Source organism: Priestia sp. SIMBA_032 (assembly GCF_046535215.1).
Lineage (GTDB): Bacteria > Bacillota > Bacilli > Bacillales > Bacillaceae_H > Priestia > Priestia aryabhattai.
The window spans coordinates 54,631-73,193 of the sequence record NZ_JAWRXD010000015.1; the positions used below are offsets into that span (position 1 = coordinate 54,631).

General features: G+C 31.9%; 15 protein-coding genes. 8 read left to right on the top strand and 7 right to left on the bottom strand.

Annotation, left to right across the window (positions count from 1 at the left end; genetic code table 11):
- Positions 1–716: 716 nt before the first annotated feature.
- From SB717_RS26410 to SB717_RS26420, 3 genes are all read right to left on the bottom strand, one after another.
- Positions 717–1,556: a hypothetical protein gene (locus SB717_RS26410; RefSeq protein ID WP_452634143.1), complete on the bottom strand. Its 840-nt coding sequence runs from the start codon at positions 1,554–1,556 to the stop codon at positions 717–719.
- 443 nt (positions 1,557–1,999) lie between these two features.
- On the bottom strand, positions 2,000–2,290 hold the full coding sequence (locus tag SB717_RS26415) for a hypothetical protein (RefSeq protein ID WP_410905456.1): 291 nt from the start codon (positions 2,288–2,290) through the stop codon (positions 2,000–2,002).
- Between the two features lie 203 nt (positions 2,291–2,493).
- Complete coding sequence (locus SB717_RS26420; RefSeq protein WP_029319787.1) at positions 2,494–3,390, bottom strand: transcriptional regulator; 897 nt, start codon at positions 3,388–3,390, stop codon at positions 2,494–2,496.
- 974 nt (positions 3,391–4,364) lie between these two features.
- On the opposite strand from SB717_RS26420, the gene SB717_RS26425 reads away from it, so the two are divergent.
- From SB717_RS26425 to SB717_RS26435, 3 genes are all read left to right on the top strand, one after another.
- A complete protein-coding gene (locus SB717_RS26425) occupies positions 4,365–5,747 on the top strand; it encodes a replication initiation protein (RefSeq protein ID WP_410905459.1) in 1,383 nt (460 codons plus the stop codon).
- 179 nt (positions 5,748–5,926) lie between these two features.
- Complete coding sequence (locus tag SB717_RS26430) at positions 5,927–6,859, top strand: tyrosine-type recombinase/integrase (protein ID WP_410905461.1); 933 nt, start codon at positions 5,927–5,929, stop codon at positions 6,857–6,859.
- 1,067 nt (positions 6,860–7,926) lie between these two features.
- Positions 7,927–8,502 carry a MerR family transcriptional regulator gene (locus SB717_RS26435; protein WP_074684264.1) on the top strand — a complete coding sequence of 192 codons (576 nt, stop codon included), beginning with the start codon at positions 7,927–7,929 and terminating at the stop codon, positions 8,500–8,502.
- A 598-nt stretch (positions 8,503–9,100) separates the two neighbouring features.
- On the opposite strand, the gene SB717_RS26440 is transcribed toward SB717_RS26435, so the two are convergent.
- Complete coding sequence (locus tag SB717_RS26440) at positions 9,101–9,382, bottom strand: hypothetical protein (RefSeq protein ID WP_029319780.1); 282 nt, start codon at positions 9,380–9,382, stop codon at positions 9,101–9,103.
- 1,019 nt (positions 9,383–10,401) lie between these two features.
- Between SB717_RS26440 and SB717_RS26445 the strand changes: the two genes are divergently transcribed.
- The 5 genes from SB717_RS26445 to SB717_RS26465 all read left to right on the top strand — a co-directional run bounded on the left by SB717_RS26445 (position 10,402) and on the right by SB717_RS26465 (position 15,936).
- Positions 10,402–11,562, top strand: a complete 1,161-nt coding sequence (locus tag SB717_RS26445; protein ID WP_081351047.1) for a S8 family peptidase — start codon at positions 10,402–10,404, stop codon at positions 11,560–11,562.
- Positions 11,563–11,935: 373 nt separating this feature from the next.
- Positions 11,936–12,622: a DUF1796 family putative cysteine peptidase gene (locus SB717_RS26450; RefSeq protein ID WP_255285999.1), complete on the top strand. Its 687-nt coding sequence runs from the start codon at positions 11,936–11,938 to the stop codon at positions 12,620–12,622.
- A gap of 418 nt (positions 12,623–13,040) precedes the next feature.
- On the top strand, positions 13,041–14,132 hold the full coding sequence (wecB, locus tag SB717_RS26455; RefSeq protein WP_410905464.1) for a non-hydrolyzing UDP-N-acetylglucosamine 2-epimerase: 1,092 nt from the start codon (positions 13,041–13,043) through the stop codon (positions 14,130–14,132).
- The gene (locus SB717_RS26460) at positions 14,125–15,111 is read left to right on the top strand and encodes a polysaccharide biosynthesis protein (protein ID WP_029319771.1); all 987 of its coding nucleotides are present in this window, start codon (positions 14,125–14,127) and stop codon (positions 15,109–15,111) included. The genes wecB and SB717_RS26460 overlap by 8 nt, the downstream gene beginning before the upstream one ends.
- A complete protein-coding gene (locus tag SB717_RS26465; RefSeq protein WP_074684261.1) occupies positions 15,112–15,936 on the top strand; it encodes a dTDP-4-dehydrorhamnose reductase family protein in 825 nt (274 codons plus the stop codon).
- Between the two features lie 238 nt (positions 15,937–16,174).
- On the opposite strand, the gene SB717_RS26470 is transcribed toward SB717_RS26465, so the two are convergent.
- The 3 genes from SB717_RS26470 to SB717_RS26480 form a co-directional block, all read right to left on the bottom strand.
- A complete protein-coding gene (locus SB717_RS26470) occupies positions 16,175–16,372 on the bottom strand; it encodes a hypothetical protein (RefSeq protein ID WP_074684260.1) in 198 nt (65 codons plus the stop codon).
- A gap of 385 nt (positions 16,373–16,757) precedes the next feature.
- Complete coding sequence (locus tag SB717_RS26475; protein ID WP_074684259.1) at positions 16,758–17,381, bottom strand: DUF1796 family putative cysteine peptidase; 624 nt, start codon at positions 17,379–17,381, stop codon at positions 16,758–16,760.
- Positions 17,382–17,576: 195 nt separating this feature from the next.
- Positions 17,577–18,494: an NAD-dependent epimerase/dehydratase family protein gene (locus SB717_RS26480; RefSeq protein ID WP_074684258.1), complete on the bottom strand. Its 918-nt coding sequence runs from the start codon at positions 18,492–18,494 to the stop codon at positions 17,577–17,579.
- Between the last annotated feature and the right edge of the window lie 69 nt (positions 18,495–18,563).

An 18,563-nucleotide genomic window follows, 5' to 3' on the forward strand; every position in this document is an offset into this window, starting at 1 on the left:
AAAAACTTATTAATATTTACATTATGTAAATATTACCATTAGTTAAAAGACAAGCATACAAGCAAAAAAAATAATCAACATTAAATATAGTATATTGAGAAAAGGAGGTTATGATATGTCTTCATCTAAAAAAAGAAAGCATGACTCTTGCTGTACTCAGCCTTGTTCATCCTCATATCCAAAGTCCCCACCTAAGTCTTGCCCTGCTTACGGTAATTTTTTCAATAATACTAGTCTTGTAACAGTACTAACTGGAACTGCATGTCCTTTTAATATGCAAGGACCGATTGCTGGAGACACTATTCTATCTATTCCAGATAACTCAATACTTGAATTAAGAAATATAACTACACAGGGGCCTATTACAACTATAATTACTTGTGACAGTGTGGGAAACAACGTTCAGTTAAGCAGAAAGCACTCTCTAATTCCCTCTCTTGGAAAGCAATCTCGCCTAGCCGAGGTTGCTTTTTTACATACTTAAATCATGCTAAGTAAAAAGAGATAAGAGGGGTATCTCCCGGAATTATTGAAGCAAAATTGTGTCGTAGGGAGATACAAGATGCACACATTAGGAACGCCTAAAAGTTGATCCGCCTTCGGGCGGCCATGTAATCTCAGGACTTAATGTTCTCTAATAAAAAAACTAACATATTTTCCATAGAAAAAAGAGCTTAGCTACAATTAAGCTCTTTTTTATTTCCTCACTCTACAAGCTACTGGACTCTTATTGGCGTAGTCTGTAGAGTGGCTATATTATTTTGAATAGTTAAGTTTAAATCATAATAACCTCTATCAACAGACTTACATGCATAATCGCCTGAACATCCTGTCACATAAAATGGCGTATTAGGAAAGCTAGGATTAATAGGAACTGAATTTGAAAAAAGTTTATGTGCATGATGAGTGAAGATAGCCAAAATTCTATTTCTCACATTGGCAGGTATTGCATTGAAAAACATATCTGTTTCTCCTTGTGTCATAAGGTGGTCGTCATGTATTTCATTAGTTATCCCAGGAACTCTCAAAGGCCAATGAAAATCGATAATATAATAATAATTAGGATCCAAACTTCTTAATAGGTTTAAACTATCCTGGCTCCATCTTCGATTAGCGTTATCTAGCCAGAGATGCCGTACCAATCCCTGCGTTCCTGGAATACCCACATATCCAGTTAGATAACGGTTGACATACCTTCTAAATAAATTTGCAGTAGAATCTTCCCAGTTTCCTATAGATGATCTATAGGGGATATTTGTCCCTAAAACATTATTTATAATACTTGCGAATTGTTGGTAACGCCTTGTAGCTTCTGCTGTTGAAACCCCGCCAGCGTGTACATCATCTCCCCCGAAAATAACATACCTTTTGTTACCACTATTCACCACATTCTGTAAAAGATTATTAAACATACTTTGGCTATTTCCAAACCCCACATGGCTATCACCCACAACAGCCAAATTGACAGTAATAGCCGATGGAAGTCCCGGTTGGTTTGGGGGATTAAAGCAATAATTGTCCACATTACTTTTATTTTTCTTAACTATTTTTATCACCCTTTCTTTATAACTTACTTCATATCTTATTCAATAAATGAAAGGCTGCTTGTACCCTTAAAAAAATGTTCTTTTATCATTTTCTTTCCCCTTTATTTTTGAACCAATGTATCTTAAAAGGGATCCGCACAGTTACGCAGGGTAAGGTAGGGGCAGTACTGCCCCTACCTTACCCTGCGTAACTAAGATTGTATACAACTAAATAACAGAAAAACCCCTTGTGCAGTCGGGATTTTTTCTGCGCTAAATCCAACTAAAAAAAGGGATAGATACCTGAGGGTACCTTGTCCAGTTTGCTCAAGATCAAAAGTTTATTTTCTTCTTTTAGTATCCATTTGTAATAACCTAATAAGAATAAAAATAATATTAACTCTGTAATTGATGCTTATTGTAATTTCAGCACCCCTAAGCAAAGTATCTCCTCAGCTTAGGAAGCCCTATAATTATTTCATATTATCTTCGAAATTAATTTTTTTCACTTTATTATCTTTGTTTTTTTTGCCACATTTTCTAATAACCACACCATCTTGATTGGCATTTTGTCCACCCGTTTGGGCAATCTGACCACCTTGATTAGCGTTTTGTCCTCCATTACCACTAATTTGTCCTCCAGTTTCGGCATGGTTGTAAATGTTGATATTAATACAAATTTTACCTTTTTTACATTTTTTTGTTATTTGTTGATTATTTAACTGTTTACTATATTCACCATCGTATTTTTTTATTGTAATCACCTTCTTTTTTATTTATCTTTATAATTTATTCATTGATAGCAAAGGTGATTGTATGCTTGTCTTATTGAATTAGACTATTTTTTAACAGTACTTAAAGAAAATTAATTTTAAAATATTGATATCTAGAATAATAATTATGTTTACTCTTTACCTACTTACAAACTCCTAGGATTCTATACTAAGCAAGAAGATAAGAAGCAAAATTATGCTTCTAAAAAATTAAAAAATAAAGGATTAACGAAATTTTGCCGAACCTCTCGTCTACGTTCAGCACTAAATAAACCTCTTAATGTCCCAAAAAAGTAGGCTTCAAAGACAGTTTTTATTCGTTTTCTTTTGTAAGCGAAAAGAGTTTCCCTAAAACCTTGCACAGCAATAGAAACTAAGTCTTCTATAGGCTTTTCTAAGCCACTAATTTTATAAGCTAGCAGGACTTTTCCCCATAAGCTATAAATATCATCTGCATTCCTAAAGAATGGAGCTACTGCTTGTTTGAACGGTTTCGGAATAAAAGATGGTACATAATCCTGTGAAAGTTTAATACTTGTATCTTCTTTACGTATGTATTTATTTAAATCTTTTAAAGATAAATTATAGGTAGAAGAATTTTTAGAGAGCTCTTTCTTACTCTCACAGGGGATTACGTCTTTTTCTGCTTTAACATCTGTTTCAACATTCTTAGCCAAATTGAGTTGTAAATAGTTCACCCAATATTTGAAATAAGGATGATTTACAAACAGATGTACAGGACTGCCTTTTCCATTATTACGAGGACAACGCCGATAAACTGTAACAATTTGTCCTTGCTTGCGAAGCTCACTTAGATGGCGATCAATTGTTCCTTTTGACTTTTCATATGTTTTACCTAAATATGTACTACCAGGAAAGCAAAATCCTCTTTCCGCAGCAAACCAACAAAGCCGGTCTAAAGCTTTTCTAGTTCCTTCGTGGAGACGATAAAACTTTTCTCCGTAAAGGTTAATAATTTCTTTAAGTAATTTTCGTTTTAATGATTGATGTTGAGAACGGTTTTCTATGAAACTCTGATAACTTTTCATATAATCAAATTCTTTTGCCGTAAGCATACGCGTAGTAGACATCAGTCTATCCTCTCCTTTTCAGGAACAAAAAAAGACATCGCATCCCATAAAATAGGAAAACGATGTCGGATTTTTTGACAGACTACGCCCTTGAAATAAATCTAATTATCCTATAAAATAAAGGCGTAATTAAATTTATGTATTAGGACTTCGACAGGTGTTTTCCCTAGCTGTTTAGGGTTAACGGTGTAAGGGTGTTGGCGCACCACTTGCACACGTTGGAGTCTTTTTATATTCCGCACTGTTTTGTTGACTCTATTATAACGTCTATTAATCTTGTAATTCAATAAAAATTCACCAAGTCCTCAGTAAAATAATATAACATCCCTTCACTTATGATTAAAAATCACTTCAATTGGATATGCTATTAAAGTGACAACTCTAAGAATAGTATTTTCTTTCTAATCAAATAATAATCTTAAAATATAATACACACTACAGTTGTTTTACTGTTTTATATATTGTTTTATATATTTGTTTTATTGTTTTATTGTTTTAGACCCTCTGTAGATACTTATATTAAAGCATTTAGAAGCATAAACTATCACTAATTTTGCGCGAACTATCACTAATTTTGCGCGAACTATCACTAATTTTGCGCGAAACTATCACTAATTTTGCGTGAAACTATCACTAATTTTGCGCGAACTATCACTAATTTTGCGTATTTATCTCTATACGTTTATAAGTATCACTAATTTTGCGTGGAAAATGCAGACCCAGCTTAAGTATCACCAATTTTGCGTGATAAATGTAGACATGCTTTAAGTATCACCAATTTTGCGCATCAAAATTAAAATATAAGGTAATAAATTAAGGTTGAGTTATGTTTTTAGGGTTAAAATTCCTCCTGAACTATCACTAATTTTGCGTGATATTTAAATTGCAAGGACAGGCTGCTCTTAAACATGCAATTTACACAGTATCACTTTTATGATATTTTAGTGATAGTTTAGAAAAATATGGGGGATTTTATGAAGAAATCAAATGTAGTTCAACCATATGATCTGGAAAGCATAAACATAAAAAACTGGGTAACTAAGTCAAACATTTTAATTGAGAGTACATATAAATTATCCTTGCAGGAACAAAGGATTTTGTTGATTATGGCGTCTAAAGTTCAACCTAATGACGAAACATTAAAGACATATAGATTCCGAGCTAAAGATTTTATAGAAATAGTGGGAAATAAGAAAGGAACAGGATTCTACTCATACTTAAAAGAAATTGTGAATGGTCTTCAAACAAAAATTCTTACCATAAAGGAAAAAGGCCGACAAAGAAACTATAACTGGGTTATTACCTCGATTTACGAAGAAAATGAAGGATATATAACATTACAATTTCACCCTAGTCTAAAATATTTATTTTTAGAGCTTAAGGAAAAATTTACTTCGTACCAGTTAGAAAATGTTGTGAGGCTTAATTCGGTTTATTCAATTCGTATTTATGAACTTCTTAAGCAATACGAGCGTTTGAGAAAAAGAGAACTAACTCTTGAAGAATTACGTCATTTTTTAGCTATTGAGTCTACTAAATACAAACAGTATGGCCATTTTAAGAGCAAAGTATTAGCAGTAGCTCAAAAAGAAATAAATAATAAAACAGATATTTACTTTGAATTTGTAGAAATAAAAACAGGTAGAAAAGTAACCTCTATAGAGTTTATCATTACTAGTTCGTCTGCTTTGAATGGTACTAGTTCTTCCAAAGAGACGAAACTTAAATTAACCCAATCTTCATTGGATTTATTAGATAACGAAAAAGAAAATGGATTGTACCATAACTTAATGAGCTTAGGAGTTAAGCCTGAAAAAATCGAGTGGGTTTTATCAGAATTTACAAAAGAACAAGTTGAAAGAAATGTAGAATACACGCAGGGTCGTTTAGTTACTGGAGATATCACTCATCCGCATTCTTATGTAATAAAAGCCATTCAAAAAGACTATGCAAAAGTATCACAAGAATCAAAGGTTTCTACACCTAAAAAGTCTACTAGAAAAGAGTTAGTTCCAGATTTTATGATAGAAGCTGAAGATAAAGAAATGGTTCTTGAAAACCTTACATTAAAGGAAAAACAAGAATTATTTTATAAAGAAAATGGAAATCAAATAGAATTTGAAAAAAGGCTTTTACAATTTCAAGAATTAAGAAAAATGTTAGTTTTAAATTCCGAGGAGCCTAATCAGGAAGAATTAAGAAAAGCTCAAGAAGCAGCAGTCCAGGAAGTACTACGAAATATGAACGAGGACTTAAAAAAACGTGAAGAAGTAGGCCTCAAGCCAAGGCTGATAAATGACTTCGAAAATAAAGAACTAAGGGAAATATATCGAACCTTCTTGCATAAACAAGTTTAATAAAAAATAGTGTTATTTAGCACGCCTTTATGGGCGTGTTTTAATGTTTTTAAACGGCCTTTTTTTTGTGCGAAAAGGTAAATTTAATATACAATATATAATACTTAATCTAGTTGGCATTTTTGATTTTTATATATATTTATAGTATATTAAATTTACCGATTATGGAGGTGTTTTATATGGATATTCCTCTTCTTGTTCAACATTTCCTTATTCATTTACATGAAACAGGGAAAAAACATTCTACAGTTTCCATGTATAAACATGATTTGATGGCGTTCTTCAAATGGTTAAATCAACACCCCCCTGATATAACGCCAGGAACCTTGCCAGAAGAGAAAACTTGTTACGAAGAATACCTTACCTATCTGAAAGATAAAAACTTATCAGAGGCCAATTTAAGGCGTGTGGCTTCCCATCTGAACAGATTATTAGAATATCATAATTTAACGGATCAATTTGGACCGCTTAAAGCTACAACAAACAAGCAGAGGGATTTAGTTGACAGTGACTTTATAACTGAAAAGGATACCTTTTCGCTTTTAAACTCTGTTGTCAGTAAAAAAAATCTGACAGAAACTCAATTGCAAATACATAAATATATAGCTCCTCGTAATTATTCAATTTTAATTCTAATGCTTCATTACGGCCTTACACTTAATGAAGTGGTATCTTTAAATATAAACGATATTAACTTTAGCCAAAATGAATTAACTATTATAACTAACAAAGGAAAACGTGTCTTAAACCTTTCTAAAGATGATAAAAAAATAATATACAATTACTTTTCAAACATACCTGCCTTATTTAAACCTAAAGATTATACAGACGACCCTTTGTTTCTTTCTTTTCATCCTCAGAAGATGGTTTATTGGTACGATTATAATTTAAACAAGCCTAAAAGAATTAGTCTAATTGGTGTAAAGCGGATGATTGAGAAAGAAGTTAAACGCTCAGGTATACAAGCTAAGGCAAGATCAACACAGTTTCGAAACAGTTGTATACTAAATAAAATCTGTGAAGGATATTCAAATGAATACCTTATCACCTACTTTGGTTTGTCTAGTCGCCATGCTTTGTATCGATATAAGAAATACCTAAAAACAAAATAAGCAAAGTTCCTATTTTGGTTCAAAATGAATTTTTTTATTAAGTTAAACTTATTTTCTATTAAAATCGCTAAATTAAAGTATTTTTATATAATGAGTTCAACTTATATTCTCTTTTTATTGTGCCTAACTCTAAAAAAAACAATGAGTTAAACTTAAGTTCAACTTATTGATTTGGAATAAATGCAGCCACTTTTATTAAATCGAAATTTGTTGGTTAGATAGATTAATAATAAAGCATTAATCTAAGATATTTTAAAAATATCTTAGATACGCATCTATATTTAAATGGTTATCATTCTGGAATTTAAATTGAATTTCTATTCTTGATTTAAAGCTAGATAAAGTACATTCTAGAATCATTATCACGCCTTAATTACCAAGACTTTAATCAATTCAAGATTTAGTTTTTTACAAACAAGAATACTTGAAAAATATCTAATAACATAAATAGAGCAATCTATGAAGAAGTTGAGCTTATCTATACATCTGGGGAATGGAGACCATATAAAAAAACTAGTTGTTTCATTAATTTACAATAAGGAATAATATCACTTTATTTTCCACTAAAATATATGGTTTTGAAAGTAACTTTCAATCTGGAATAAAAACTAGTGTAAGTGCATTCTAGAATCGCCAAAAAGCCTTTTGTAGATTGATTTGCAAATACTCTAGTTTTCTAGATATCAGAGATAATTTAAAAATAATTCTCATGTATATAAAGTATGTAAAGATCTCCAAGTAATTCTATCTCGTACATTTATAAGAATTATATATAAGAGATTTCGAGGAGAATAATAGGCATTTCATTAATATATAAAATAAATATCCCCCTTGAAAATTTCCTGTTTTTATCTAGAATTAAAAGAAAGAAGGTATAAACGTTATTCCAGAGAATTAGAATATCAATAAATAAAAAAAGAATTTTTTGCTTTTATCTAGAATTAAACCAGAAATATAAATCTTGATTAATATCTTGTACATCTAGGTTCTAGATTCACGAATAATCCTTTTGTAACAATGTTATATGCCATCTAGATTTTTTATTTAGAAAGGAGAAGTCTAGAAAAATGTCCAATAACTTAGATGAAGAAGTTGTTTACACTCTGAAAGATACGGTGAAATTAACTGGATTAAGTATTGATTTAGTTAGATTGTATGAAAAAGAATTTAATCTCCAGATTCAAAGAACAGAGGGAGGCCACCGAAGATATACTAAACAGAATATTGATTTGCTAATTGAAATCAAGAAAAGAATACAAGAGCAAAATTGGAGTTATAAAATGATTAACCAATGGCTTCAGGGAGAAATCATACCAGAATCTATCGAGGTTCAATCAAAGCTCGAAAAAAAGGTGGAATCTCTCGAAGATAAAGTTCAAGAATTACTTAATCGTTCTGAAAAAGATGAGCAGTTTCAATTTGCACTTATTCAACGTTTAGATGAACAAAGCAAGCTTATAAGACAGCTTACAGAAAAGTTATCCTCTCAAGATAAATATATTGAAAATAATCTAGAAAAAAGGGACGAGAAGTTAACTAATGCTATTCGAGAAATTAGTGATACAAAGAAACTAATTGCAGCTGCTCAGGAAAACCTAGAATCAAAACCTAAAAGCTTTTGGCATAGGATTTTCCGCGGTTGAAAACTCTATGGGTATAGTATCTAACCATATTCCTCTAGGCGGCCAAGTTGCACGAAAAAACGTAATACTGTGTAATGAAATACAAAAATGTTCTAGGATGTTAAATAATAGTATGTAAGTGAAGGTAACTGAAAAGACCCTTATCTCCTGAGAGGTGAGGGTCTTTTTATGTTTACTCTGTTTACCTTTAGTTTATTTAAACTTGCGGAAACTAAAAAAAGAAAATAACTACTTTTTCTATAAAGAAGTGATCTTTTCAAATACAATTTGGTTATGTATTCTATAATATCCCTAAGCCTCCTCACAAAGGAGAGCTGTAAGAAATTCTTTGTTCTCAGAGGTTAATGCTCTTCGTACTGAGCAAAATTTCCTTGAATTAAAAGCTAAAATTTTGCACAGACCCCTTAATTAGTTGTGCATAAAATAATGCAGACATACAAAATTCTAATTACACCAATCAGGCAGTAGACTGCTATATCCCAAGATCCTTTTCATAGTAAAAGAAAAAAACTACTGGCTTAACACAGTAGTTTTTTTAGTTTTCTAATTTATTAAAATCTTGCAAATAGCCCGTCCAAATTACATTGTTCCAGATACTTTACGTTCCAGATACTCTACTGATACTAATAGTATCTAAGCTAGTTGAAGTAATATTACCATCTTCATTCACCCAGACTAAAAATCCATCGCGTATACGGATAAATGTACCAACTCCGTTAAGTTGATTTCCAGCAGAAAAAACTTCAATTCTATCACCTTGTCTTAAACCATCCAAACGAAAACCATTCGAAGATGTCCCACGGTTACTTGAAGAAGTACGGCGCTCGTCAGAAGTACGTCGTGAGCTACGACGCTCATCAGAAGTACGATGTTTTGGCATGCAATCACCCCCTAAAAGAGATACTACATGATATGAAAAAAATTGAAATCTGTATAAGCAAAAAGCTCAATTATTATTTGTTTTACTAAAAATGGTTAAATAATCTAGTTCTACTCTACTTATTTAGTCTTATTAAATCATTCTAATCACATAATATTTTTTTAGAGTATTAAAACTTGTTCAAAAACTTGTATTTATCTTACATATTATAAAGTGTATAATCCCAAAAGACTAAAAATCCTTATTATGGAACAAAAGAGTTGGAAATACGTATATATTATACTGAATACACACCTTAAGATAAGAAGTACCATCTAAGAATATTATCTAATTATGAAAAAGTAAGAACCATAATTAAGGTAATTTTTAGTGACATTATAATAAACCAGGTAATTGGAATAAGTTTTCTTCCTAAACCGAAATCTTTTTTTATCACCATAATGTAATTTATATATCTTTCCTCACAAATTATAAAACGCACTTTTCCTATATGCTTTTATTATAAAATGTAATTTTTATACATTAATTTAAAAGAGGGCACAATCCTAATTTACTAAAAATAGCCCAGGCAAACTTGATGATTTTTTCTATAATAGTCAATGTGACATCATTATAAATATAAAGAGGGGGATTAGCCATGAAAAAAGCAAGAAAATCTGTGGGTAATAAAACGAAAATTTTCTTAACATTAACATCAAATAATTCAGGCAAAATTGCCAAGAAGCGTTGAGACATTCAACTAAATTTTATAAGAAAAAAACAGCTGTCTTCATTTGAGGATAGTTGTTTTTGTTTTATTGATTTATCCACTCCTTGAGGATCAGTATTTTCACAAACCGAGGTCTACAGAACTGTAATTAAAGAATTCAGTAATACATTGCTTACGAATATATCTTTATACATATTTTAACCTGAATTTATAAATTCAATTAATGTTTTCATAAGTAATACGTTTGTCCAATCCTTTCTAACGGAACATGAATATTCTATAAGTACTCAGTTCTTTAGGAGGGAAATAGGTGCTTAGTTGGCTTGTTACTGTCTCATCTCTATTCGTTATTATACTGTTATTTTATACTGTGAAATATATAGTGATACTCTTACAGTTAGATTCTTCAGAATTTACTAAGAACACTCAAATAATCGTTAAGTTTAAAGAAGATGTGTGTGAAGAAACACAGCTAAAAATTCATCATAAGCATAAATGTACAATTTTAGACCACAACAAGGAACTTGACTTTCAAGTTTTATATTCTAAAAGGGATATTAATACACTTATTAAAATTTATAATAAATTAGAAGAGGTGGAATACGCAGAACCAAATCATATGTTGAAAGCCTTCTATACACCCAATGATCCTTTTTTCGCCTATCAGTATGGCCCTCAAAAAGTACAAGCTCCTGATGCTTGGGATGTTACTACGAGTAACGGAAATATAAAAATTGCTATTATAGATACAGGAGTTCAATTAAACCATCCTGAGTTAGCTATTAAGCTTTGGCCTGGTTATAATTTTGTAGAGGGGAATTTAAATCCTAACGATGGTAATGGTCATGGAACTCATGTAGCTGGTATTGCTGGAGCTCTTACAGAAAATAGTTTAGGTATTGCAGGGATAGCTCCTTCAGCATCTATAATACCTGTTCGTGCTCTTGATAACAGCGGAAATGGAACCTTGAGTAATATTGCAAATGCAATTACTTACTCAACAAATGCAGGGGCTAAAGTAATTAATTTGAGTTTAGGCTCTTCTCAAGGATCAATTACTTTAGAGAATGCCATTAATCACGCCTGGAATCAAGGGGTGGTTATTGTAGCTGCGGCTGGAAATGAAGCTTCTAATACACTAACATATCCAGCTGCTTATCAGAACGTAATTGCTGTCGCTTCTACAGATATAAACGATCAAAAATCTGATTTTTCTAATTATGGTACTTGGGTAGAAGTATCAGCTCCTGGTTCAACTATCTTATCCACTTACACAGGAAGTTATTATGCGTATTTAAGTGGTACATCGATGGCCTGCCCCCACGTAGCTGGATTAGCAGCATTATTAGCAGCTCAAGGGAAAAATAATGTACAAATTAAAAATACTATTTTATCTACCTGTGATCCAGTACCAGGTACAGGCTTATATTGGACTTACGGAAGAATCAATGCAAATCGAGCAGTTCATTAACTCTTCTAAATTAATGAAAAAACTATTGGCATATTAAATACCACTACCAATGTAAAAAATATAACCAAACACTTTTAAAAGCACTGAACTTGTAGGAATATTCAGTGCTTTTTATATTTTAGTGTAAATTAATACTTTATATGAACATGAATCTAGAAATAACTAAACAAATTGCCATCTGAACGTATTTAGCTATATACCCTAAATTTTAAAATAAGTGGGGGATAATTTTTAGATAGTTATCCACTTTTCTTAGTTACTTAAGACCTATTAGTATTAAGTTTCTCTAAGTCTGTAGTTACTTTGTCCAAGCAAAAATAAATGATTTAGCATTTACTGTAATAGAACTGTTAAAAGTAAAGGGATGATTATATTGAATTTACAAGATATTAGAGGATCTTATGATTTAATGTTAGGGTTAGGCAGCTGGTGTGGTCCCTCTCTTAATTTAAGAAGACATAATTGGAGAAGATTTTCGTTCCCTTTAGACTGGATGATATCTAATTCAATTTCTGATGTGAGTAGATTGCTAAGAAATAGATTTACTGGATTTATGGAGTTTCAAAACTTACAGCGAACTGACGGTTATGCTCATTTTCTCGATGATGGCGTAGCAATCTTTCCTGAAGAAGGAGGAACTGAACCAGTTAATGCTCACTTCATTCATGATACTTACTACAATATCATTTCTGTCCATGATTTCCCTATCATTCCAAACGTGGATTGGACTGTAATGTACCCTTCCTATAAAGAGAAACTCTATCAGCGAATAGCTAGATTTTTGGAGAAAGTCGAAAATAGTTCCTCCATTTTATTTATTAGATGGGGAGCAGCTAGTCCAGAAGAAGCTATAGAATTAAAATCTGTAATATCAGGGTTGACAAAAGGGTCGTTTAATATATTACTCCTTCAGCCGGCAGAGGGACTTAAAAACGTTATTGATATGCATTGGACGATTGATGGGGTCTGTTCTGTTCAAGTACCTATGGATGACCCAAATAATGAACTAGTATGGGATTATGTATTAAACGGAGTAAGTTTGAGTAATTATTGGGATTAACATTTAAGATAGAGCATACCTTTTTTATCACCATGATAATGAAGATAAAAAAAAGAGTCATTATAAAGAAAGACAGCAGAACTTCCTAAAAAGCTTCTGCTGTTTTTCTTTATAATGATTGAATAAATAAATATCCCTTTTAAATTTATTTATAAGCCCAATACGCAACTCTTTTTAACGCTATTTTTAAAGTTTTACAAAAGAATAATAAGCTCTAAAGAAATCTTTATGTTTATACCGCCTTTCTCCCACTTCACTTAAAAAGTTTTATAAATTGGGTAGCTAAGTTTTTATTGGGAAGATTAATAGATTAGCCTATAGCAAGAAACAAGGGTGAGCATATTTTAATAAATAAGGGGGCGAATACGAAATAGAGCAGGTATTTATGCTTAAATAACATGAATAGGGCGTGTATACAATGAAAGTTATGACCATTTTGGGTACAAGACCCGAAATTATACGTTTAAGCCTCATTATCAGAAAACTAGATAATTACGCTACAGAACACATTTTGGTTCATACAGGACAAAATTTTACTGCTTCATTAAGCGAAGTTTTTTTCCAAGAATTAAATGTTCGCCAACCAGATTATGTATTGGCTAACCAACAGCTTACCCTGGGAGAACAGTTATCAAAAATGTACAAAGAGCTAGAAGGTATATTTTTGAAAGAAAAACCGGACAAAATTTTAGTATTAGGTGATACTAATAGTGGTCTAAGTGCGATTTTAGCTGAAAGAATGGGTATACCAGTTATTCATATGGAAGCTGGAAATCGTTGCTTTGACTTAGAAGTGCCTGAAGAAAAGAATCGACGAATTATTGATTCCATTTCAAGTTTCAATCTTCCTTATACTCCCCAAAGTAAAGAAAACTTACTTAGAGAGGGTATCCCCTCTAATCGAATTATTGTTTCTGGAAACCCAATTAATGAAGTTTTAACGTATTACAAATCTAGAATAGAAGATAGTAAGATTCTTAACAAATTGTCCTTAAAAGAAGGAGACTACTTTTTAGTTACAGCTCATCGTGCGGAAAATGTTGATCATGAAGATCGATTACTGGAAATTATTAAAGGGATCAACATGGTGGCCGAATATTACCAAAAAAGAGTCATATGTAGCATACATCCTCGTACAAAGTCTCGAATAGAACATAGTTCACTTGTTAACATTCACCCACTAGTAGAACTTCATAAGCCATTTGGCTTTTTTGATTTTGTAAAACTTGAAAAAAACGCTTACTGTGTCTTGACAGATAGCGGTACAGTACAAGAAGAATGCTGTTTATTTCACGTTCCTACTGTAACCATTCGTAAAACAACCGAAAGACCAGAAACAATTGAATGTGGAAGTAATATGCTTTCAGGAATAAATGCTGATCAAATTTTAAACTGTGTTCATGTAATGGTTAATCAATTAAAAAACTGGTCTTACCCCGAGGGGTACGCTCATTTAAACGTTTCAGATAAAGTGATTAAAGTAGTATTAGGAGGAATAAAAGGTGTTTGAAAATAAAACTATTTTAGTGACAGGCGGTACAGGTTCATGGGGATACGAATTAGTTAAACAACTATTAACACATAACCCTAAAGAAATCCGCGTTTTTTCAAGAAATGAGTCTAACCAATTCACAATGAAGCAAGAGTTTGACAACCATCCTAAATTAAGCTTCATAATTGGTGATATTAAAGACAGAGAAGCAATAATGGAATCCTGTCAAGATGTGAATTATGTTTTTCACTTAGCTGCTTTAAAGCATGTTCCAGTATGTGAAGATCAGCCAATTGAGGCATTGAAAACAAATGTACATGGAACACAAAATGTAATAGACGCAGCTATAAGTTGCAATGTAGATAGAGTTGTCTATATTTCTACTGATAAAGCATCAAATCCCGCCAACTTCTATGGCTTATCAAAGGCGATGGGAGAGAGACTAATTATTCATGCTAACACATTAAATACTAAAACTAAATTTGTTTGTATCCGTGGCGGTAATGTACTAGGAACAAACGGGAGTGTTATTCATGTATTTAAAAAGCAAATTCAGGAGAAAGGGAAAATCGGCATTACGGACCCGAATATGACCCGCTTCTTTCTAACTTTAGAAGATGCAATAAAACTTGTTTTTAAGGCGACATTTGAAAGTCTGGGCGGAGAAATTTTTGTTATGAAAATGCCTACTTGCAAAATTATTGACCTAGCTAGTGTATTGATAGAGGCTTCTGGTAAAGAAACGATTGAAATTGAAACATTAGGTATACGACCTGGAGAGAAAATACACGAATTACTTTTATCTGAATATGAGAGTACGACCACTGTCACATATGATGATGAATATTTCGTTATTTTACCTCCAATCCATATTGAAGGCTTAAAAGAATATTACGCACCATACACCCTTGTAAACCTAGAAAAATATGATTCAAGTAAAGAAACAATTAGCAAAGAGGCAATTAGAGAAATGTTGCTGAAAGGCGGTTTTATTTAAATGAAATTATTGATTCTTGGTGGAAAAGGAATGGCAGGGCATGTAATCACAAGGTATTTCATGCTAAATTCAAATTATGATGTATCCTATACATCAAGAGATCCTAAGGATAAAAATGGAATTTACTTGGATATAACAAATTTTAAAAGGCTCGAGGAAACTATCGACACTATAAAGCCAGATATTATTATCAATTGCATTGGAGTCTTAAATGAACACGCAAGTAATAATCCTATGCGTGCTTTTCAAATAAATAGCTTACTACCGCATCAATTAGCTAAATTAATTGAACGTTATCAAGGTAAGTTAATTCATATTAGCACAGATTGCGTATTTTTAGGATTAAAAGGGGATTATACAGAAAACGATTCTCCAGATGGTACATCGGTATATGCTCAATCTAAACAACTTGGTGAAATTGTTGATAATAAGCACCTAACAATCCGTACTTCAATAATAGGTCCTGAACTGAAGGAAGGTGGAATTGGTCTATTTCTTTGGTTCATGAACCAACGGGGAATAATAAAAGGGTATAAAAAAGTTTTTTGGAACGGAGTAACAACCTTAGAGTTAGCTAAGGCCATTGAATTTTTTATAGAAAATAATGTTACGGGATTATATCATCTACATTCAAAGCAAAAGTTATCAAAATTAACATTATTAGAATTGTTTAAAGAAGTTTTTGAGAAGGATGATATTGAAATAATTCCCGACGAGGAAGTAGTATTGGACCGAACAATCATTAGTACCCGCACAGACTTTTGTTACACCCCTCTAGAGTACAGAGAGATGTTAAATGAATTAAAAGAATGGATGTCTAAATAATTCCCTCTAAATAATAGAAATGATAAAGGAAGCCACACTAAAAATGATGTCCTTTTTTATCTCCACCTATTGTTTGAAGTTTTGTGATTTATTTAAACATTCATTTTTAAATAATTAAATTAAAGGGGTAATAGACAGCCAATTATTTCAAAATGAAGCTAATTAGCTGTCTCTTTTTATAATACCTTATTTGTTGTGTAACTCTTATAATTATAAAAGCTAACTTAGCATAACCCATTCAAAGGGAAGAGCTAGATCTTTTAACTTGTTCAGGAATTACATACACTGTTAAACCATAACGCTCTTTTATTTCAGTTGCAATTTGATCTGCTGTTACTTTATCGTTAAATGCTCCTGTTATTAAGCGGTAACGTTGTTTTTGATTGGAGTTATTATCATTACTATTATGACTCTCTTCAAAGCGATTATTATCCATAATACAGCCCTCCTTACTTATAACTAAGGATAAGTTAATTTAAATACTTAGTTACAAACAGATTTATCACAGTTACTCTTTACCATGGTAAGGGCACTCCTAAAAAGCACCCTAACATCCTTAGAAGAGGTGCCTTAAATGAAATTGAATAAAGATTCGTTTCAACTTGTCCAATAATCTTCATGTTAATTATATTTAGGGAAAACAATTTATAGGGTATAACTGACTTAGAGCAAAATAAAGAATAAATTCTATGTATTTACACTAATACCTCAGGCATATCCTCCTTTTAAATTTAATATTTGCTCTTACTAACAGCAAAACTTTATAATTATATAAAAATTACCCCCTTTATAATTAGGTAAGAAAAAGCTCCTTCATGTAATTATAAAAGGGTAATATCAGCTAGTATCATTTTCCAATAATGATTGTTTGCATTCCATTTATCATGATCGGGCAGTTCAACAGCACAGACTCTTTGCAGAGACCAACTCTTTTCAACTAAATGGTCCACATCCGTATGATTAACAATAAGAATTCTAAAATCATTGGCAATCATTCCAGATAAGATAGCTTCAAGCTCAGCAACTTCCTCAAAACTTGCTTCAGTTCTTATAAACAGGATTCTTTGACTTGTGGACAACTTCTTTAAAAAGCGCTGAATTCTTCTATCATATTTTTCTTTGACTTCAGCATAGCCACCTAAATGGGTAAGTGTATTTTTATCTGTTTTAAAATCATGATTAAACCCTATATTATAAACTTCATCCCATACTAATAAGTCCCATTCTGATATATATTTTATAATTCTAAGGTTCTTTAGATTCAAAAAATCAGCAAATCGGTTCTGTAAGAGAACATTAACATTCTTTAAAGAAGGAGATGAGACCCAATCTAAGATTCCGGAAAATGTTCTTAAGTTGTTATCTTTAAGCTGAAGTGAAGTCAAACACAAATCCCCTAAACTGAAAATAGCGTCGTAGTGCCCTTTTATACCTTCTAAATTCATACTATTTTCCCCTTAAAATAAAATTTGTACGAGTTTATATATTATATTAAATGCACAAATCTAAAAAAAGGAAGGGCTAGTAACTACTAATCTAATAAAATAAGCATTCACACAAAGGATTATGGGTGAGTCATAGAGAAGCTTTAAGTCAAGTGAGTAAATCGACTAACTATTAAACAATCATATTTATAAATGTTATTTATTATTTTCTAAAAATTTGTATGTTTCTTTTAAGCCATTAAAGATAGAAACTTGAGACTGCCACTCTAATAGCTTATACGCTTTTTTACTATCGAGACAGCTATGTTTAATATCTCCAGGGCGTCCTTCCGTATGGCTTATATTAATTTTAGAACCATGAATCTTCTCAAGCTCCTTTAATAGACGATTCACAGAGGTTCTCTGCGTAGTACTAGCATGAATAACCTCCTGGTGGCCTTTGTCAATAGCAGCTATATTTGCCTGAACAATATCTTTTACGTAAACAAAATCACGGGTTTGTTCGCCGTCACCATGAATATTTAGCATAGTTCCTTTATTTAGTCTATCTAAAAATACTGCAACTACTCCTCCTTCACCCTTTGGGGTCTGCCTAGGTCCGTATACATTTCCATAACGAAGAATTGTATAAGATAGTCCATATAAACGCGAAAATAGATGTATATATGACTCGGCTGCTAGCTTAGATAACCCATAATAAGAAATGGGTACTGTAGGATCCATCTCGGTAATTAAATCTTTTTGTAACTCTCCATAAACAGCTGAAGTGGATGCAAATATAATTTTATCAACAGAAGCATCTCGACAAGCCTCAAGTATATTGATAGTCCCCTTTATATTTACATCAGCATCGTACTGGGGATCATTGATAGATCTTGAAACATCCGCCTGAGCAGCCAGATGAAACACTATATTTGGCTTTTCTTTGAGAATAATTTGTTTAGTCTGCTTACTACATATATCTTCAACATGAAGAGTAGCAAGAGGATGTATATTCTCTTGCTTTCCTGAGATCATGCTATCAATTATATGAACTTCAAATCCTTTTATAATAAGTTCTTCCACAAGATGGGAACCAATAAAACCCGCCCCTCCAGTTACTATAGCCTTCATATACTATTCTCTCCTCTTTAAGTTTCAATAGTATATGTCATCAAAAAGGTCACTGTGTAAGTTCCATAC

Bases quoted from the DNA above. Each gene is read 5' to 3' on its own strand.
- SB717_RS26420 (WP_029319787.1), bottom strand. From the start codon at position 3,390: ATGTCTACTACGCGTATGCTTACGGCAAAAGAATTTGATTATATGAAA.
- SB717_RS26425 (WP_410905459.1), top strand. From the start codon at position 4,365: ATGAAGAAATCAAATGTAGTTCAACCATATGATCTGGAAAGCATAAAC.
- SB717_RS26430 (WP_410905461.1), top strand. From the start codon at position 5,927: ATGGATATTCCTCTTCTTGTTCAACATTTCCTTATTCATTTACATGAA.
- SB717_RS26435 (WP_074684264.1), top strand. From the start codon at position 7,927: ATGTCCAATAACTTAGATGAAGAAGTTGTTTACACTCTGAAAGATACG.
- SB717_RS26440 (WP_029319780.1), bottom strand. From the start codon at position 9,382: ATGCCAAAACATCGTACTTCTGATGAGCGTCGTAGCTCACGACGTACT.
- wecB (WP_410905464.1), top strand. From the start codon at position 13,041: ATGAAAGTTATGACCATTTTGGGTACAAGACCCGAAATTATACGTTTA.
- SB717_RS26465 (WP_074684261.1), top strand. From the start codon at position 15,112: ATGAAATTATTGATTCTTGGTGGAAAAGGAATGGCAGGGCATGTAATC.
- SB717_RS26470 (WP_074684260.1), bottom strand. From the start codon at position 16,372: ATGGATAATAATCGCTTTGAAGAGAGTCATAATAGTAATGATAATAAC.
- SB717_RS26475 (WP_074684259.1), bottom strand. From the start codon at position 17,381: ATGAATTTAGAAGGTATAAAAGGGCACTACGACGCTATTTTCAGTTTA.
- SB717_RS26480 (WP_074684258.1), bottom strand. From the start codon at position 18,494: ATGAAGGCTATAGTAACTGGAGGGGCGGGTTTTATTGGTTCCCATCTT.